Annotated in this window: 17 protein-coding genes; 1 reads left to right on the top strand and 16 read right to left on the bottom strand. The window is 69.3% G+C overall.

Going from position 1 to position 17028, the window contains the following annotated elements; translation table 11 throughout:
- Nucleotides 1-232 precede the first annotated feature (232 nt).
- Nucleotides 233-2902, top strand: coding sequence for a heparinase II/III domain-containing protein (locus tag ACLBX8_RS13570; protein ID WP_447715308.1), 2670 nt, complete (start codon nt 233-235; stop codon nt 2900-2902).
- Nucleotides 2903-3292: 390 nt separating this feature from the next.
- Here the strand turns inward: ACLBX8_RS13570 and ACLBX8_RS13565 are convergent, their stop codons facing one another.
- From ACLBX8_RS13565 to ACLBX8_RS13490, 16 genes are all read right to left on the bottom strand, one after another.
- A complete protein-coding gene (locus ACLBX8_RS13565) occupies nt 3293-3742 on the bottom strand; it encodes a hypothetical protein (RefSeq protein ID WP_427509486.1) in 450 nt (149 codons plus the stop codon).
- Between the two features lie 6 nt (nt 3743-3748).
- A complete protein-coding gene (locus ACLBX8_RS13560; protein WP_447715307.1) occupies nt 3749-4084 on the bottom strand; it encodes a flagellar protein FlgN in 336 nt (111 codons plus the stop codon).
- Between the two features lie 33 nt (nt 4085-4117).
- Complete coding sequence (locus tag ACLBX8_RS13555) at nt 4118-4594, bottom strand: rod-binding protein (RefSeq protein ID WP_447715306.1); 477 nt, start codon at nt 4592-4594, stop codon at nt 4118-4120.
- The gene (locus ACLBX8_RS13550; protein WP_447715305.1) at nt 4591-5052 is read right to left on the bottom strand and encodes a hypothetical protein; all 462 of its coding nucleotides are present in this window, start codon (nt 5050-5052) and stop codon (nt 4591-4593) included. Before ACLBX8_RS13550 ends, ACLBX8_RS13555 begins: the two co-directional genes overlap by 4 nt.
- A 52-nt stretch (nt 5053-5104) precedes the next feature.
- Nucleotides 5105-5851 carry a flagellar biosynthesis protein FliR gene (fliR, locus tag ACLBX8_RS13545; RefSeq protein WP_447715304.1) on the bottom strand — a complete coding sequence of 249 codons (747 nt, stop codon included), beginning with the start codon at nt 5849-5851 and terminating at the stop codon, nt 5105-5107.
- A 6-nt stretch (nt 5852-5857) separates the two neighbouring features.
- The gene (gene flhA, locus ACLBX8_RS13540) at nt 5858-7948 is read right to left on the bottom strand and encodes a flagellar biosynthesis protein FlhA (protein ID WP_447715303.1); all 2091 of its coding nucleotides are present in this window, start codon (nt 7946-7948) and stop codon (nt 5858-5860) included.
- A gap of 131 nt (nt 7949-8079) precedes the next feature.
- The gene (fliQ, locus tag ACLBX8_RS13535; protein WP_427509492.1) at nt 8080-8346 is read right to left on the bottom strand and encodes a flagellar biosynthesis protein FliQ; all 267 of its coding nucleotides are present in this window, start codon (nt 8344-8346) and stop codon (nt 8080-8082) included.
- Between the two features lie 380 nt (nt 8347-8726).
- Complete coding sequence (flgD, locus tag ACLBX8_RS13530; RefSeq protein ID WP_427509493.1) at nt 8727-9146, bottom strand: flagellar hook assembly protein FlgD; 420 nt, start codon at nt 9144-9146, stop codon at nt 8727-8729.
- Nucleotides 9147-9182: 36 nt separating this feature from the next.
- Nucleotides 9183-9605: a flagellar biosynthesis repressor FlbT gene (gene flbT / locus ACLBX8_RS13525; RefSeq protein ID WP_427509494.1), complete on the bottom strand. Its 423-nt coding sequence runs from the start codon at nt 9603-9605 to the stop codon at nt 9183-9185.
- Nucleotides 9602-9961 carry a flagellar biosynthesis regulator FlaF gene (flaF, locus tag ACLBX8_RS13520; protein WP_427509495.1) on the bottom strand — a complete coding sequence of 120 codons (360 nt, stop codon included), beginning with the start codon at nt 9959-9961 and terminating at the stop codon, nt 9602-9604. Before flaF ends, flbT begins: the two co-directional genes overlap by 4 nt.
- 88 nt (nt 9962-10049) lie before the next feature.
- Nucleotides 10050-11105, bottom strand: a complete 1056-nt coding sequence (locus tag ACLBX8_RS13515; protein WP_447715302.1) for a flagellar hook-associated family protein — start codon at nt 11103-11105, stop codon at nt 10050-10052.
- Between the two features lie 3 nt (nt 11106-11108).
- Nucleotides 11109-12566 carry a flagellar hook-associated protein FlgK gene (gene flgK / locus ACLBX8_RS13510; protein WP_447715301.1) on the bottom strand — a complete coding sequence of 486 codons (1458 nt, stop codon included), beginning with the start codon at nt 12564-12566 and terminating at the stop codon, nt 11109-11111.
- A gap of 23 nt (nt 12567-12589) precedes the next feature.
- Nucleotides 12590-13813, bottom strand: coding sequence for a flagellar hook protein FlgE (locus ACLBX8_RS13505; RefSeq protein WP_447715300.1), 1224 nt, complete (start codon nt 13811-13813; stop codon nt 12590-12592).
- Between the two features lie 113 nt (nt 13814-13926).
- The gene (gene fliI / locus ACLBX8_RS13500; RefSeq protein WP_447715299.1) at nt 13927-15246 is read right to left on the bottom strand and encodes a flagellar protein export ATPase FliI; all 1320 of its coding nucleotides are present in this window, start codon (nt 15244-15246) and stop codon (nt 13927-13929) included.
- A 31-nt stretch (nt 15247-15277) separates the two neighbouring features.
- Nucleotides 15278-16018 (bottom strand): flagellar basal-body rod protein FlgF, encoded by a 741-nt coding sequence (gene flgF, locus ACLBX8_RS13495; RefSeq protein ID WP_447715298.1) that lies wholly within the window; start codon nt 16016-16018, stop codon nt 15278-15280.
- Between the two features lies 1 nt (nt 16019).
- The gene (locus tag ACLBX8_RS13490; RefSeq protein WP_447715297.1) at nt 16020-16799 is read right to left on the bottom strand and encodes a DUF1217 domain-containing protein; all 780 of its coding nucleotides are present in this window, start codon (nt 16797-16799) and stop codon (nt 16020-16022) included.
- Nucleotides 16800-17028: the final 229 nt, after the last annotated feature.

Below are 17028 nucleotides of genomic sequence, written 5' to 3'. Positions count from 1 at the left end.
CATGGCGCAAGCATGAGATCAGGTCAACAGTCCGGATTGCACGCAGCCTGTCGCATTAAATTTGATGTGATGGCGCAAATTTTCGAGACTGACGCGGAATTATGTTCGATTTTACGGACATTGTTCTCAAATTTCGGACGGTCAGCGTCGATGCTCGTGCGAAATCAGGATCACCCGGGATGAGCGACACGATCGTGTTTCGCTCGGATGTTGCGAGATCTCCTCAGGTCAGATGAGCGATCGTTCTGTGTTCAAACCGGCCGCGGTGCGGCACGTCGCGGCCTCCGCGAACCTGCGCGACGCGGATCAGATCGTCGGCCACAAGAATCGCTGGTCGCGGGCCGTCTACGCGTTCGACGGCCTGTCATCGGGCGAGTGGTATGAGTTCAACGCATACGTCGTCTGCGACAGCGTCGAGGGCGCGCTCGAGGCCCGGGATTTCGCGGCGATCGGCGTCGCGTTCCTGACAGGGGACCGGTCCGAGATCGATTTCGCGCGCGTGCCGGGGCTGATTCGGACATCGATGGACGCGCACGGCGCTTGGCTGGCCGGCCCGCGCTCGGCGGGAGGCGGCGCGGATGCGCGCAGCCTCCCCGTGCGGCTGCGATTCTACCTGCCGGCTCCCGCGGTTGAGGTGGCGATCCTCATCAGGAGCTGGCGCAACACCCGGCCGTTCCGGGTCGTCGATCCCGAGATCCGGCCGGCCGGCCGCCGCGCGCCCGCCGCGCGTGACACGGCCGCGGGGCCGCCGCAGGGCCGCCTCTTCCGGGACGGTCGGATCGGCCTCGGCCCTGAACCTGTCTGGTTCCGGCACGGCCTCGTTCCGGGACGCGCGCTGGTGTTCAGGGGGCAGGTCGTCGCGCAGGGCCCGTCCGAGGGGGCGCTGGCCCAGATCCGCTTCCGCGACGCCGGCGGCGATCCGATACCGCCCCCCTACCCCGACACCTTGGCCACGCTGTCGGTCCCGGCCTTCCTCGACATCCCGGTCCATCGGCAAGCCTACCGGTTCACCGTGAAGGTCTGCCCGCCTCCGGAGGCCGCGACGCTCGATATCGGCTTCGCGACCTGGGAGGGCGGCGCGGACCTCGCGCTGGCCGCCGCGCCGGACGTGCTCCTCGACGACGACCTGCGCCTCGCGAATCTGACGGACGACGCCGATCCGGGGGTCGAGGCAGTCCTGGCGCGACTGCTCGATCGCCTCGCTCTCCCGGGCGACGGCGCTCGTGCGGGATCGATCCGGCCTTTCCTGGATCTCGACCGCCTGGCCGAGCGGCCGTCGCCGCTGCGCAGCTTCGCGCGCCTGCGGGACGGGCCCGACGCCTATGTCTGGGCAGAGGGCGCGATCCGTCTCGCGACCCGGCCCGCCTGGAGGCTGCCGGAGGCGCCGGACTGGGCGGCCGACCCGTTCCGGTCGCAGGCCTGGCGCCTGGCGTTCCAGTCCCTGGCATGGACCTGGGCTGCCGCGGAGAGTCCGGAGCGCGGTATCCGGGACCGCGCGGTCGCGGCCGCCCTCTCTTGGTCCCGGGCGAATCCCTGGGGTCAGCCGGCCGATATGCTGAGCCTGCACCCCGCCTGCGCGGCGCTGCGTCTGGAGGCGATGCTGGGCCTGCTCGAGGCCGCGGCGCGGGACCCGGGCGAGGCGCGCGAGGTCGCCGTCGAGATCCTGGGCGGCGAGGTCGTGCGGCACGCCGCGGCCCTGGCCGAGATCCTCGCGCAGGGCACGGTGGCGGGGTCTCTTCTGGAACTCCAGGTCGCGGCCGCCCTGCTGGCGGCCGGGCTCGCGCTCCCCACCTTCCCGATGTCGCGGCACTGGACGCATCTCGCGGCGCTCGCCCTGCGGAGCGGCTTCGAGACGATGATCGATCCCGGCGGCGGCGTCGCGGAGCCGTCCTATCACCGCAGCCTCGAGCTCCTCACGCTGGCCCTGATTCTCGTACCCGTCCTGGGTGACCGGCCGGAGCTGGCGCCGCTCGCCGAACGCCTCGACCAGCGTCTGCCGGCGGCCTGGGCCGGGATGATCGCCCTGTTCGAGCCGGACGGGGGCCTGCCCCCGTTCGACGCCAGGCCCGACCACGCGGACCGATACCGCTGGCTGGAGCGGCTGGCAGCCGCGCATGCGCGGCCCGGGATGGCCCTCCCCGTGCCGGGACAGGCCGCCGGCGGAGGGGGCGCCGCCGCCGGTGCGAGCCGTCCCGGGACCCTCATCGTGCGCCGGCCGGACGACGGCGCGGGCTGGGCCGCCTTCACGGCGGATTTCTCCGCCCAGGTCGACCCGCAGGATCACCGGGACTGCACCGCCTTCACCTTCGCCACCGGCGGCCTGCGCTGGATTACCGAGGGCGAGGGCCTGCACGCGGCGACGGCACGGGCGCACAACGTCGCCCTCCCGGACGGTCGAGAGCCGGGGGCCGGCGCGGGCCGCGCTCACGAGGCCCTCCGCCTGGGTGACGCCACCGCCTACCGTGTCGAGACCAGCGTGCACGGGCCCGACTATCGGCACGTCCGGACCTTCGTGCTGCTGGAGGACCTCTCCGGCATCGCGGTGTTCGACCGGTTCCTGACGGAGGAGCGCCCCCTCGCGGTCGAAGGCTTCCTGCATCTCGATCCCGCGGTGACGGTCGCCCTCGACGCGTCGTGCCGGGTGTTCGGCCTGTCCGGCGGGCGGCGGCTGCACATCCTGCCCTGCCCGCTCATCGGCCGCTTCGATGATCTCGCCGTGAGCCGCCACAACCGCGCTTCGCGATCGGTACACGGGGCGCGGGGCGGCGCCGTCCTCCGCTACGGCCTGTCGGGCACGGGGACCGTCGAAGGTGGCCTGCTGATCGCCGCCTCCGCGGGCAGCATCGACCGGCTCACGGCGACGGTCGAGGGTCCGGCGTTCCGGCGCGCTCGCGCGTCGTGAGTCGGGTGCGCGGCGCGTGTCTGTCCCGATGTCCGGGTTCGCGGGCCGTCGCTGGGGAAATCCCGGACTTGCGAGCCCTCCGGGAGTCCTGCCGCGCCTGGATGCTCCCGGAGCGGGGCTCGTGCCGAGGCTCCTGAGCGCGGTCGTTCGACGAAGATCCGGCGCGCCTCGGGGGCCAGTGCGCGCTCGACCGGTCACGGCGATCCGAAACCCAGCGCTGCCGAAGCCCCGCGTCGACCCTCGAATGCCTGGGCGCGCCGTCCGCGGCCCGGACGGCACTTCCGCGCGCGGCCGAAGGCCGGTGAGACGTGCGCGTCGCGCCGCGCTCCGTGTCGGCAGGGCCGCGCGCGCGGGGCTGCCGGCGGAGTGTCCGTGCCGACGGAAGGCGGTCTAGCTGCGGATATCCTTCTTGGTCACGAAATTGAAGTTCTCGACCATCACGTCCTTCACGACCTCGGAGCCCAGGCGCTCGTTGACCCGGCGCTTGATCTCGTCCAGGCGTCTGTTGATATTGTATTTCTTGAGGTTGCGAAAATCGAGATCCTTGTCCTCGTAGATCTGACGAAAGGACTCGTCCATCACGAACGGTGCCGGCGTCACGCCCGCACCTTTGATCAGCTGTGCCTCGGCCGTGAAGATGATCGTGGCGAGGATGTAGCCCTGGACCGAGCCGTCGGCGATGATCGGGATATTGAGGGGACGCAGCTTCTGATAGGTCAAGCCCTCAAGGTACTCCTCGGCCTTCGGCTTCGGCAGGTCCGGCATCCAGGCAATGACCGCGAAGCTGGACAGGACCGTGATCGCGCAGATCCAGAGACCGGTGAAGACGATACGGGTCACCCGCGGTCACTCCTGGTAGCGCAGGGCGGCGGAGTAGGTGCCGTCGGATTCGGCGCTCCGGATCATCGTCGCCACGATTTCCGACACTTCCTGCATGGCGCGCAGGTGGATGCCCAGGAGCTCGTGATTGCGCCGGAGCTTGGCGCGGATGCGTTCCAGGCCGTCGATCTCCGCGGCACTGAGGTTCGCCGCGTCGACGGCCCGACCGAGGCGCGCGAACTCCACCAGGCTCTGGCTCTTGCGGCGGTTGAACTCATCCTGGTCCCGCAGATCGTGCACCGTGAGCGCGGTGGTCTCGGCGTCGATCGTGGCCTCGAGGCGGTTGAGAGACGACAGCAGCATGATCCTGTCCTTGAACGGGCCGGAGGGACCGGCCTAGGCAACCGGTTTCCGCGTGGCGGCGGGCGCTCCGGCCGCCTGGGGATGCGCGGCATCGATCATCCGGGCGATGCCGATCCCGCCGGCCCTCGCGAGCTGAGCGCCGAGCTGCTCGGCCAGCATCGACTTCCAGATCGACCCGGCATTGCCTTTGCCGAAGACGGCAGAAGCACCTTGAGGCAGCATGGATTCGACGAAGCTCTGCAGGACGAAGGCCTCGAATTGCTCGGCGGGACTGCCCTTCGCCCGCGGAGCGGGAAGCGTCGCGGCCGTCCGGAAGCGTGTCAGCACGGTGTCGGCGCTCGGCTGCGGCGCGATCGGGATCCCCACACCGGGGCCCCGGGCAGCCCCTAGGGCATCCGCGAAGGTTCCGGGCGTAGCCTGCGTCAGCTTGGTGATGGCGGACTGGTAGCGGGTCGGATCGGCGGCGCGCGCGACGTCGAGGACGATATCCGAGGGGGGCTGGACGCTCACGGCGCGCTCGTATCCGGTGTGGCGGCACCGCGACGGACCCGATGTTCGGACGCGGCCGAACTCGTCGCGGTTGCGCGGGGACTGGGTTCGTCCGCCAAGCTAACCGGCGTGGCTGGTCGGAAGCTTGCCTCCGGCGCGGTGAGCCGGTCGAGCCGCTCGGCCCAGTCCCGCCGCTCCGCGTGGAGCCGGTGCGCGGACTCGAGGCGCTCGACCCACAGCGCCGTGCGCCTGTGCTGGGTGGCGCGTTCGCGAAGCTGCTGCGCGGACGCGTCCCGCTCCGCGCGCAGATCCTGGGCCGCCACCGCCAGGGCCTTCAGGCGACCCACCGCGGTGGCCCGGATCGGCTCGTGAAAGTTCGAGGCCTCGTTCAACGCGCGGATCAGGTCTTCCTGGGCCGTGTCGGCCGCGCGAACCCGGTGCTCCGCGACGGCCAGTTCCCGCTCGGCGAGCCTGTGCATCCGATCCTGCAGGCGGACGAGGCGCCTCGCCCGGCGGAGCCGTGCCTGCATGTCAGCCTCGTCTGAGCCAGTGTTCGTAGTCGAGGATGAACTGCCCGAGCAGGTCGCCCGAGAGGAACAGCAGCAGCAGCAGGCCGCCGAAGAGGATGAAGGGTGTGGCGATGAAGAAGACCGGGATCTGCGGCGTGAGCTTGTTGGCGAGGCCGAGGGCGAGATTCACGATCACGGAATAGATGATGAACGGGCTCGTCACGCGCAGCGCCATGGCGAAGGCCGCCCCGGTCCGATCGACCAAGCCGGCCAGCATGAGCCGCGATCCGAAGGGATTTCCGGGCGGGATCCGGTCGTACGAGGCGATCAGCCCGCGGAAGAGTTCCCAGTGCAGATCCAGGGTGAAGACCAGGATCGTCGCGGCCATCATGATCAGCGACCCGGCGAGGGAGGCGGCCTCGGTATCGGCCACCGGATTCCCCGGAATGCCCCCGAGGCCGATCATCGTCGCCACGCCGCTCGCCATCGTCTCGAGGGCGAAATAGAAGGACCGGCCGAAGAAGCCGATCGCGAGGCCCGTGAGCGTCTCGCATCCGATCCACCACAGGGTGTCGGCCGGCGCGGCGTCGCGCAGCCCGGCGCCGAACTTCGGCAGCAGCAGCGGCGCCACCGCGAGGGTCACGGTCAGGGCGATGAACAGGCGGATGCGCGGTGCCACCCGCGCGCTGGAGAGTCCCGGGGCGACCAGAAGGCAGCCGCCGACACGGCAGAAGATGACGAAGACGCCCAGGATCGTGTCGGGGCTCATCGGCTGTCAGGAGATCGTGCCGAGCGACTTGATCTCGACCCCGCGCGCGATCTCCACGTGCGAGAGCACCGCGACCGTCGGGAACAGCCGCTCGATGATCATCCGCACGTAGCTGCGGACCTCCGGCGCGGTGACCAGGGCGAATCGGTGCGCCGTCTTCATGTGGGCGCGGATCGCCTCCGAGGCCTCGACGCCGAACTGCTCGATCAGGCGCGGGTCGATATCCACCTCGACCACGTCGCCCTTGGCATCCCGCTTGAGGCCCTGATGGAAGGTCAGATCCCAGCGGCTGCCGAGCCGCAGGACGTGGAGGACCCCGTTCTCGGCGAGATCGCCGCAGATCTGCTGCGCGATCCGCAGGCGGACATGCTCGGCGATCTGCTCCGCCCGCCGCGCGTGGGGGACGATCTCGGCGACGGCCTCGATGATCAGGTGCAGGTTCCGGATCGAGACCCGCTCGGCGAGCAGCAGCTTGAGCACGGCCTGCAGGCCCGAATACGAGATCTGTGACGGGCAGATCTCGTCGACCAGACGCTTGTACTCGGCATCCAGGCGGTCGATGAGCATCCGCATATCCTTGTAGGAGAGGAGCTGCGGCAGGTTGTTGCGGATGACCTCGCTGACATGGGTCAGCATGACGGCGTGCCAGTCGATCGGGCTGAAACCCTCGCGCCGGGCCTCCGGGGCGTAGGCGTCCGGCACCCACACGGCGCGCATGCCGAAGGCCGGCTCGCGGACCTCCTCGCCGGTCACGGTGGGGAGCGGCCCGTCGCCCACGACGATCATCATCTCGCCGGGGCGGACCTGCTGCGCGGCGATGACGGTCCCGTGGATCGCGATCTCGTAGCTCTTGCTCGGGACGGTGGCCGACTCGACGAGCCTGATCTCCGGAACCACGAATCCGTATTGCTGGGCGAATTTCCGCCGCATCCGGCCGACCCGGTGGGCGAGTTCCTGCTGCGCGGGCTGCATCTGCACCGCCAGATGCTTGCCGAGGCGAAGCTCGATCTCGGCGGTCTTCAGCGATTCCTTCACGGCCTCGCTGTCCTGGCGCTCCAGGAGGAGCTGCCGCTCCTTCGCCCGCGTCTCGGCATCGGCCTTCGACTGCACCTCGGCGAGGCGTCGGGGGATCAGGTAGGCGATCGTGCCCATCAGGACGCTCAGGACCGCGAAGGGCACGAACGGCATCCCGGGCAGGATCGCGAAGACCAGCATCAGCCCGGCGGCCACGAACAGCGCCCGCGGATAGGCGCCGAGCTGCCCCAGGACCGCCTGCTCGGCCGTGCCGCGGGTCCCACCCTTCGAGACCAGCAGGCCCGCGGCGAGCGACACGATCAGCGCGGGGATCTGCGAGACGAGGCCGTCGCCCACCGAGAGCTTGGTGAAGACGTCGGCCGCCTTGGCCAGCGGCAGGCCGTGGCGGGTGACGCCGATGATGATGCCGCCGAAGATGTTGACCGCGATGACGATCAGGCTCGCGATCGCCTCGCCGCGCACGAACTTCGAGGCGCCGTCCATGGAGCCGAAGAACGCGCTCTCCTCCTCGAGCTCGCGCCGTCGCCGCTGCGCCTCCTTGTCGTCGACGAGGCCGGCCGAGAGATCCGCGTCGATCGCCATCTGCTTGCCCGGGATCGCGTCCAGGGTGAAGCGGGCCCCGACCTCGGCGATGCGGGTCGCGCCCTTGGTGATCACCAGGAAGTTCACGGTGATCAGGATGGCGAAGACCACCAGGCCGATCACGAAGTCGCCGCTCATGACGAACTGCGAGAAGCCCTGGATGACGTGGCCGGCGGCGTCGATGCCCGCGTCCCCGTTCGACAGGATCAGCCGGGTCGTCGCGATCCCCAGCGCCAGGCGCAGCAGGGTCGCGATCAGCAGGATCGTCGGGAACGACGAGAACTCGAGCGGCTTCTGGATCCAGAGCGCCACCATCAGGATCAGCACGGACAGCGCGATGGACAGCGCCAGTCCGATGTCGATCAGCACCGCCGGGACAGGCAGGAACAGGACCGCGAGGATCGCGATGATCCCGACCGCGAACCAGACATCCCGCCGGACTCTGCCCTCCGGCGCGAGCGCTTGTACGGCCGCTGCCACGCTCTCACCCCTCTCCGTATCGTCCGTGCTTCTGGATCACCAAGCTTGCGCCTGGATTGCGCCCGCGACGGGCGCCGGCCGTCGGGCTCCAGCGGCTCGGTTCGTGGACCGCCGCGCGACCGGGTGGCCGCTCAGAACCCTGAGACGATCCGGCCGTAGACCGTCTCGGTGAAGGCGTAGATCTGGCCGCCCACGAAGGAGCCGGTCACGATCATCACGATCAGGACCACCACGATCTTCGGGACGAAGGTCAGGGTGACTTCCTGGATCTGGGTGAGTGCCTGGAACAGGGCGATCAGGATGCCCACCACCATGGCCGCCCCGACGGCCGGCCCGGAGGCGACGATGATGGTCCAGATCGCGGAGCGGACCAGCTCGAGGGCGTCGATCTCGTTCATGGGGCCGATCGAAGGAGGGCGATGATTCGTGTGCCGGGATCGGCGGTCACAAGGAGGCCGCACGCCCGTCGGAGCGGGGCTGCCGGCGGCGCGCGAGCGATCCCGCCCTCACCGGAGGGAAGGCCGCAGCGGCGGTGGCGCTCGTCGCGCGGCGACCGCGGACACTGTCATTCGTGTCCGCCCGTTGTGGGGACCGATGCACGACGCGACGGCGCGGACGGGAAGCGAACCTCGTCTCTCCGAGGCGGGCCGTGCGCCGATCCGTCCCGGAGCCGTGTCGACGATGTGCGACCGTCGTCGACGCCAGCCGCGCGTCGGGCCGCGCGCCGCGTTCCGGCGGGCGGCCCGCTCGACCGGGCCGCCGCGGTGGGGAGAGCCGGCTAGTAAACCGTCATACCCGGCTCATAGCGGACGTCTTTGCCATTATCGAGATGCGCCAGCAGGCCGTCGCTGGCCACCTCCACCGACACGACGGTGCCGGCCAGTGTCCGGTCGGCCGAGACGACGGTGTGGCCCACGAGGCCGCTTGCCTGCGACAGGGTCGAGGAGGTGAGCAGCGCGTCGAGCTTGCTGTTCATGTTGACGCTCTGCTCGACCTGCGAGAACGTCGCCAGCTGAGCCATGTAATCCGTCGATTTCATCGGGTCGGTCGGATTCTGGTTCTTCATCTGCGCGAGCAGAAGCTTCAGGAAATTGTCGTAGTTGAGCGTCGCCGTCTTGGCGGCCGGCGCGGCTGTCGTGCGGGCCGCTGCCTTCGTCGACGCGTCCGGATTCGTGGTGCTGGCAATGGGCAGGGACATGGTTGCTCTCCGTGCGGGATACGTTCCGGGCCGCCCTCACGCGACGCGATGCGCGAGGGCGGCCGCCCGATCAGGGACTCGCGAAGGGTCGGGCTCGAACAGGCCGCGCAGGATCCGCAGCACCTCGAAGGGTCGGCCCGTGTCGAGGAAGGTTCGCGCCGCTGCCAGTCCGGTCACGACATCGTCGTCGCGGGCCTGATCGAGAATCGCGCTGTCGACCCTGTCGTAGGCCTGACGGACGCGGTCCGCGTTGCGCGGATCGATCAGCATGGCCTGCGCGATGAAGTAGAGCTGGCGGATCGGTGTCGTCGCCTGCTCCGCCTGCAAGACGTGGGCCTCGAGCAGGAACGTGGCGTCGTTGAGCAACTCGATCGTGACCTTGCGGTCGACCCTCAGGACGGCGCCGTTGATGAAGATGCGCTCGCGGCCCCGCAGGCTGAGATTGATGGAGCGGCTCATCGGAGACCATCGCGGATCAGGGTGTTGACGTAGATCAGGGGCTCGAAGCCCGACGCGTCGCCGCGGAGGATCTGGTCGCTCCGGCTCATGTTCCAGAGACCGATGGAGATCAGGTCCGCGCGCAACTGCGGAGGGAGGCTGTTCGCGGGGTTGGCGAGATCGTCGATGAGCATGCTCCAGAGGCGCTGCAGGAAGCTCGTGGCCTCCCAGCGCAGTTCCGCCGAGGCCTCTGCAGCGTCTGCCCGCTTCATCAGGTCGATCGCGCGATCGAACGCCTCGCGCTCGCGCTCGCGGCCGATGGTCGGGGAATCACCCATGGTTTCGCGGTAGGCTTCCGCGTAAGACGCCCCGTACATTGCCGACCTAGCCCTCTGTTTCCTGCCATGAACCGAGATGCGCCGACGCACCCGGGAATGACGGGTACGTGCGCGCCTTATCCGCGTATCAGACGTAATCGATCAGGTTCATCTTCCGGAGCTCGTTGGTGAGGCTGTAGGATATCTGGAGCTGGGTCTGCAGATTTGTCTGTCGTGTCTTCAGTTCGACGGGATCGATTTCCTCGAACGACTGGTAGCCCAGCGTCAGGCCCTTGATCTTGGCATCGAGCTGGGAGTCGATGCCTTTCATCCTCGCCTGGACGGTGCCGAGATCGGCCTGGATCTGCGTCAGGCCGAAGGTCGCGACGCCGGCCAGGTTGCGAAGGTTGTCGATGACGGCGGACTGGGTCTCGGGTGCGAGGCTGGAGAGGCCGATCTGGGACCCGATCGTGTACAGCTGAGCGAGCTGCCGGACGGCTTGGGCATTGGCGTTCACGGAAGTCTCCGCCGTCTCGGTGCCGCCGAGCTCGCTGCGGATGTTGACGTTGGAGGCGGACGACCACGTTGCGCCCCACTGTGGGTCGGCGAACAGGGCGGCGGCGGGACCGCCGAGGAAGGCCTGCATCTGCGCGGCGGTGATGGTGAGGGCGTCCGGCGACGTCCCCGGCAAGAAGCCGAAGGCGGTCTGGAACGCGGTGTCGAACGCCAGCTTCGCGGCCGGAGGCAGGCCGGTCTGCGAGTCCGCGATCGGACGGTGATCGGTGTTGATCCCGGCGAACAGGGCCTGCCCCGCCACCGACGTGTTGAGATGCCCGGTCAGGGCGGAGAGCCGCGCCGCGGCGCCCTGCGCGAGTTCGGCGCCGCTGCTGGCGAATGGCTTCCCGGGTGCGACCAGCGCCAGGAAGGACTCGCCGTCCGCGCGGATCTGATTGAGCGCTTCCTGCGTCGCCGTGAGCCGCAGGGTGGTCAGCTTGTTGCGGTGCTGCTGGGCCTTCAGGTCGTCGACCGCCTGGCGGAGGTCGAGATCGATGCCGGTCTTGTGGCCGAGTTCCAGGCCGACATCGGCGAACCGGCCACCGCTGTCCATCTCGACGTTGGCCTTCGCGATCTCGGCCTGCAATCGCGCAGAATGCGAGCGGGGCGAGTTCCAGAGCGTCGCAGTTGAGATGTAGCTGGTCTTCATGGCTTATCTCACGGCATCGAGAAGGGATTGGAGCATCGCGTTGACCGTCGCGATCAGCTTCGCGGACGCCGCGTACGACTTCTCGAGCTGGAGCATCATCGCCACCTCGTCGTCGCGATTCACGCCGGTGGCGTTCGAGAGCGCCGTCGACGCGCTGTCCAGGAGCGCGGATTCCCGGTCCACCTGCTTCGACGCGCGCTGCCGCGTGGCCTCGAGCCAGCTCGCGGAACTCTCCGCGGCCACCTGCAGCGTGGCCGCCTGCGGCAGTTCCGAATCCGGCAGGAACGTCCGCTCCGCGCCCAGGGCGCCGCGGAGAGCCTTCAGGTGCTCGGCGAAGGCCGCCGCGCTCGTGGTGTTGTAGGCGTATTGCGGGCCCGCGTTCATGCCGCCGTCGCGCAGGGTGAACGGGTTGCCGCCCTGCTCGGGATCGGCGGCCGGGTTGACGCGGATCGTGCCGGCCAGTCCCACCGTCCCCGCGGCGGGAAGGGCGGGCCCCCCGGGATAGGTGAGCAGCCCCGCCAGCGGGGTGCCGCTCGCCGACGTCCTGTCGATCTCCGCCAAGGCGGCGATCAATCCGCCGGCGATCGCGTCCAGCTGCTTCTGGTACGTGACCGTGAGGTCGTCGCGGACGGTCATCTGGCCCACGACGCGCCCGGTCTGCAGGGGCATGACGGAGCCGGGACCGGTCACCCTCACGCCGTCGATGAAGACCGCCTTGCCGGCCGTTCCCGGGACGAAGGCCGGCGTCGGCTCGAACGCGACGGTCCGGGGGCCGCGCTCGAAGAGGGGCGACCCGTTATCGGCATAGATCGCCATGTCGTTGTTCTCGCGGACGATCGTGCTGATGCCGATCTCCTGCGAGAGCTGCGCGAGGATCTTGTCGCGATTGTCCAGGGCGTCGCTGATATCCTCGCCCCGCACGGTCCCGAGGACGACGGCACTGTTGGCGGCGTCGAACTTCCGGAGCAGGTCGTTGATGGTCGTGACGGAATTCTGAATCTCGTGATCGGCATTCAGGCGCACCGCCTGGATCTTGCCGCTCGCCTGGTTCAGGGAGCGCGCCAGGTCTCTGGCGGCCGCCACGGCGGCCTTCGCCAGATTGATATCGTTGGGCTCGCCGGCGGCATCGCCCAGGGCGATGTTCAGGGCGCCCACCTTCGCGGCGATGGACCGGCCCGCATCCGTGTCGCCGACCGTGTCCTCCAGGCTCGTGAGGCCGTCCAGAACCGCCTGATAGCCGGCGAGTTCCGCGGTGCTGCCCATCATCCGGTCGAACAGGGCCGTGCTGCTGGCGCGATTGATGACGACCCGGATCGGGCCGTCCGTCGTGACCAGCGACGTGACCTTTCGCGAGTAGGATGGATCGTAGGCGCCCGCGACGTTGCGCGAGACCACGTCCGTCTGGGTCGCGTTCGCCTGTAGGGCGCCGCGCGCGGCGTTGAGTGCAACGGAGAGGCCCATCTCGATCGTTCCCTAGTCCGGCTTCAGCGCTTCAGGTTGACGAGGAGCTCGAGCATCTCGGAGCCGGTCTGGAAGACTTTCGAGTTGGCGCCGTAGGTCGTCTGCGCCTCGATCATCGTCGCCAGCTCGTTGCCGAGATCGACGGTCGAGTTCTCGAGCATCTTCGACTGGATGTAGCCGCGGCCGCCGACATTGGCGAAGCCGATCTGCGCCGGCCCCGATTCGGGGTTGGGATCGAAGACGTTGCCGGCGCGGGGCGTCAGATTGTCCGGACTTCCGACGCTCGCCACCGGGATCCGGAAGGCCGCGCGCCGCGACCCGTCCCTGTAGATCGCGTAGACCGTGCCGTCCGTGTCGATGTCGGCGCCCTCGACCGCGCTGGCCGCGTTTCCGTTGACGGACCGGGCTTTGATGTCGCTGACTTTCGCGACGTCCGCCACCTGCGACAGCGGCGACAGGTCGAGGGTGAAGGGCTGGCCGTTCGGGACGGTGAAGTTCAGCTTCGGCGCGCCCACGATCTGGCCGAACGCGTCGAAGGTCAGCGTCGTCGGCCCCCCGAGCGGCGTACCGGGGTAGTTCCCCGGCAGGCTGGCATCGTAGGCGGAGACCTGCCACGTATTGTTGGCCGTCTTGGCAAAGTAGAGATCGGCTTTGAAGGGATGGCCGAGATTGTCATAGGTCGTGATCGAACTCTTCAGCGAGTAGCCCGGCGGGGTGGTCGCGTTCGGGGTGTCGCTGTAGAGGTTGCCTTCGAGCGTACCGGCCGTGGACGGGCTCGTCTTCATCGCCAGCTTCGCCACGTTGACGTTCGTCATCCCGTCGAAGCTGTTCAGCGACACGCTCGGCTGGCCATTCGCCAGGCTGTAGCCCTGGAGGCGCATGCCGGCGGCGTTCACGAGGTCGCCCGTCTGCCCGTCCACTACGAAGTTCCCGGCCCGGGTCAGATAGGATCGTCCGGAGCCGTCCTTCACCACGAAGAACCCGTTGCCCTTGATGGTGAGATCCGTCGGCGAGTTCGTCGCGGTCCCGGTACCCTCTTCGCTGATCCTGTGCCGGACCACCGTGTCGACGGATCCCGCATCGTACGATCCGGGGCTGGGATCGATCAGGAGCGATGAGAATTCCGTCGACGCGCGCTTGTACCCGGTCGTGTTCTGATTCTGGATGTTGTCGGCAACTGTTCCCAGTCTGTTGGACTGCGCGTTCATGCCGGAGACGCCGGCGTGCAGCACACCATACAGGCCCATGGCGAGGATCCTCTCATCCGAAACCGTCGCGTTACTCAGAGCAGGGCTCGCTTGCCCGAAGCTTTCGGCACCGGATTCCGGCCCGCCGCGGTCATCCGGAGCCCGGCTCCCGATCAGCTCCGCAGCGCGGTCGCGAGATCCAGGAAGGCGTCGAGGCTCTCCGGATCGGTCGGCTCCTGCCGCAGGGCGCCGTAGATCTTCGGGACCAGGGCGACCGCCTGATCCAGCTCGGGGTCGGCCCCGACATGGTAGCCGCCCATCAGGCGCAGATCCCGAGAATCCTCGTAGCGCGCGATCAGGTTCTTGAGCATGCGCACGAGTTGGCGCTGCTGCTCGGTCCACACGCGGTCGGCGAGCCGCGAGATCGAGCCGAGCACGTCGATCGCCGGGTAGCGGCCCTGGTCGGCGATGGCCCGGTCGAGGACGATGTGGCCGTCGAGGGTTCCGCGGATGCTGTCCGCCACGGGATCGTTGTGGTCGTCCCCGTCGACCAGCACCGAGAAGAGCCCGGTGATCGCCCCGCCCCCGTCCAGGCCGGGGCCGGCCCGCTCCAGCAGGCGCGGCAGATCGCCGAACACGCTCGGCGGGTAGCCCCGCGCCACGGGCGGCTCGCCGGCGGCCAGCGCCACCTCGCGGGCGGCATGGGCGAAGCGCGTCACCGAATCGAGCACGAGCAGCACGGACTGGCCCTGGTCCCGGAAGGACTCCGCGACCGCGAAGGCGAGCTTCGGGGCCTGCCGCCGCATCATCGGGCTCTCGTCGCCCGTGGCGACGACGACGACCGCGCGCGACCGGCTCTCCCGCATCGGGCCCTCGAGGAATTCCCGCACCTCGCGTCCGCGCTCGCCCACCAGGGCGACCACGACGGCGTCGAACCCGGAGCAGCGGGCGAGCATGGAGAGCAGCGTCGTCTTCCCGACCCCCGAGCCGGCGAAGATGCCGATCCGCTGGGCCGCGCAGAGCGGCGTGAACAGGTCCATCGCCCGCACGCCGGTCCGGAGGGGGCTGTCCACCCGCGACCGCGCCATCGCGGGCGGCGGGTCCGCGTCCAGCGGCATCGCCCGCGGGCCCGTCGGCAGGTCGCCCTTCCCGTCGATCGGCCTCCCGAGGGCGTTGACGACCCGGTCCTTCCACGCCTCGCAGGGCCGAGGTCCGGAGGTCGGCACCCGGTAGGCCGGCGATCCCAGGCCGGCCTCGATCCGGCCCTCGAACGGCTTGAGGATCACGCCGTCCTCGTCGATCCGAACAACCTCGCCCTCGATCTGCCGACCCTCGGCCTCGATCCGCATGCGGTCGCCGAGTCTCAGGAGCGGTACGGCGACGCGGATCCGGCAATGGCCCGCGCCGATCTCCCTGACCGACCCGCCGATCCGGATGAGGGGGTGATCGTCCCGACGCCCCAGCATGTCGGCGACGCGGTCGAGGGCGTTCATGCTGTTTCCCGGGGGCCGGAGCGGGAGCGGCTCACGTGGTCGGGCCGAGGCCACGGATGGCGTCCTGCAGCGACGATTCCGATTCCGCCACCGCGGCCGCCGCGCTCTGGAAGGTGCGCGTGATCTCGATGAGCCGCGACATCTCCATGACCGGATTGACGTTGGCGCCCTCCTGGAAGCCCTGCTGGACCCGGACCGTCGTCTCGTCGCGCTGGTTGAAGTCGAGGATCGGTCGGCCCGGACTGTCGGACGCCACCGCGCCGCCGGCGACGCGCGTCAGCTTCGCGGCGGGGTCCAGCCGGAACACGCCGAGCGCCCCGATCTGGTTGGCGCCCTGGGAGACGATCCCGTCCTGGCCGATCGTGAGCGGCGGCCCTTCCGGGTCGACGGTCAGCGGCGACCCGCCGGGATCCAGGATCGCGCGCCCGTTGAGATCCTGAAGGTCGCCGGCCGCCGTGACCTGCATGCGGCCGTCCCGTGTGTAGACCGTCCCCCGCGGCCCCCGCACGGCCAGCCAGCCGTCGCCCTGAAGGCCGACATCGAGCGGGGAATCCGTCTTGATCAGCGGGCCGGCCTTGCGCGACAGGAACGTCTCGCCCGGGGTCGCGAAGGCGACGTCGCGCTGGCCCGCCTGGGACAGGATCGTCTCGAACTTCACCTCTTCCGCCCGGTAGCCGGCCGTCCCGAGATTGGCGACGTTGGCGGCCACCGTGTTCAGGCGCTGCTCGAGCGCCATCTGGGCGGACAGCGTGACGTAGAGCGACGACTGCATGTCAGTGGCCCCCGAGCCGGATGGATTGCAGCTTGAGCAGGACACCGGTGTCGAAGCCGCCGTCGGCTCCGCCGAACAGGGACAGGAGCGGCGCCGACGTCGCGTTGTTCTTCATGTCCCACCTGAGCGTGAAGCGCTTGATGAAGCGATCGAGCTTGTCGGGATCCCGAAAGCTCGCGAGATCGACCTTGCTGGTGATGAGAGCGGCCTGCGCGTCGAGGCTGCCCCTGGCCGTCTCGTCCGCCAAGCCGAGGGTCGTGCGGACGACCTCCCCCAGCGCCTTGTCGGCCAGGATCCCGTAGGCCGACGTGATGGTTCCCGCCTGCCGCTTGAAGTAGAGGGCGAGCCGGACGCCCTCGTCCTGATCGCCGGCGTCGCTCTCGAGCTTCTGCCGGACGTACGCGTCCACGACGGCCGTGCTGGCTTCGGAGCGCTGCGTGGTCTCCGCGCCGAGGGTGCGGAAATCGAACGCCTTGGCGAAGGCGCGGAACCGCTCGTCCTGGATGCGGTCGACCAAGAGCTGCCCGTTCGCATCGGGCTCGCCGGCGAGGATCTTCCTCATGAATCCCTTCGCGTAGGCCATGTCGGCCAGCCCGAAGGCCTGCATGGCGAAGTCGAAGAGGCGGGTGTTGCCGAGGAAGTCGTCGACCGTCTTGATCCCGCCGATATGGTCAGTGAAGTATTTCAAGTCCCGCGCGACCTGCGCTTCCGCGGCTTTTCTGCTCAGTGCTTTCGGGACATCCCGGGCAATGATCTGGTAATCCGTGTAGGTCGATGTCATGTCGGCGACCCTCAGCGCGCCCGACCCTGCGCGAACCCTTCGGCGGGGCTCCCGGCCGTCCCCGACGAGGCGGGGCGAAGCGGGTCGGGATCTTGGAAATCCGCGCGTCCGGTTATGGCTCTCGGAGCTTGTCCGAGCCTTGCCGGGCCGGCATCGGGCCCGCGACCCGGCGGGACGTCCCCGCGGCTCCAGCCCTGCGCAAGCATGGCGGTCTACGGCCTGACGGATC

It is taken from the genome of Methylobacterium sp. D48H (assembly GCF_053345715.1).
Note: the sequence above shows the minus strand (reverse complement) of the source record. Positions and strands in the feature narration are given on the sequence as shown.

What these genes read in the sequence shown, in the direction of transcription:
- ACLBX8_RS13570 (WP_447715308.1), top strand. Translation starts at nt 233, where the DNA reads ATGAGCGATCGTTCTGTGTTCAAACCGGCCGCGGTGCGGCACGTCGCG.
- ACLBX8_RS13560 (WP_447715307.1), bottom strand. Translation starts at nt 4,084, where the DNA reads ATGCTGCTGTCGTCTCTCAACCGCCTCGAGGCCACGATCGACGCCGAG.
- ACLBX8_RS13550 (WP_447715305.1), bottom strand. Translation starts at nt 5,052, where the DNA reads ATGCACAGGCTCGCCGAGCGGGAACTGGCCGTCGCGGAGCACCGGGTT.
- fliR (WP_447715304.1), bottom strand. Translation starts at nt 5,851, where the DNA reads ATGAGCCCCGACACGATCCTGGGCGTCTTCGTCATCTTCTGCCGTGTC.
- fliQ (WP_427509492.1), bottom strand. Translation starts at nt 8,346, where the DNA reads ATGAACGAGATCGACGCCCTCGAGCTGGTCCGCTCCGCGATCTGGACC.
- flgD (WP_427509493.1), bottom strand. Translation starts at nt 9,146, where the DNA reads ATGTCCCTGCCCATTGCCAGCACCACGAATCCGGACGCGTCGACGAAG.
- flbT (WP_427509494.1), bottom strand. Translation starts at nt 9,605, where the DNA reads ATGAGCCGCTCCATCAATCTCAGCCTGCGGGGCCGCGAGCGCATCTTC.
- flaF (WP_427509495.1), bottom strand. Translation starts at nt 9,961, where the DNA reads ATGTACGGGGCGTCTTACGCGGAAGCCTACCGCGAAACCATGGGTGAT.
- ACLBX8_RS13515 (WP_447715302.1), bottom strand. Translation starts at nt 11,105, where the DNA reads ATGAAGACCAGCTACATCTCAACTGCGACGCTCTGGAACTCGCCCCGC.
- flgK (WP_447715301.1), bottom strand. Translation starts at nt 12,566, where the DNA reads ATGGGCCTCTCCGTTGCACTCAACGCCGCGCGCGGCGCCCTACAGGCG.
- ACLBX8_RS13505 (WP_447715300.1), bottom strand. Translation starts at nt 13,813, where the DNA reads ATGGGCCTGTATGGTGTGCTGCACGCCGGCGTCTCCGGCATGAACGCG.
- fliI (WP_447715299.1), bottom strand. Translation starts at nt 15,246, where the DNA reads ATGAACGCCCTCGACCGCGTCGCCGACATGCTGGGGCGTCGGGACGAT.
- flgF (WP_447715298.1), bottom strand. Translation starts at nt 16,018, where the DNA reads ATGCAGTCGTCGCTCTACGTCACGCTGTCCGCCCAGATGGCGCTCGAG.
- ACLBX8_RS13490 (WP_447715297.1), bottom strand. Translation starts at nt 16,799, where the DNA reads ATGACATCGACCTACACGGATTACCAGATCATTGCCCGGGATGTCCCG.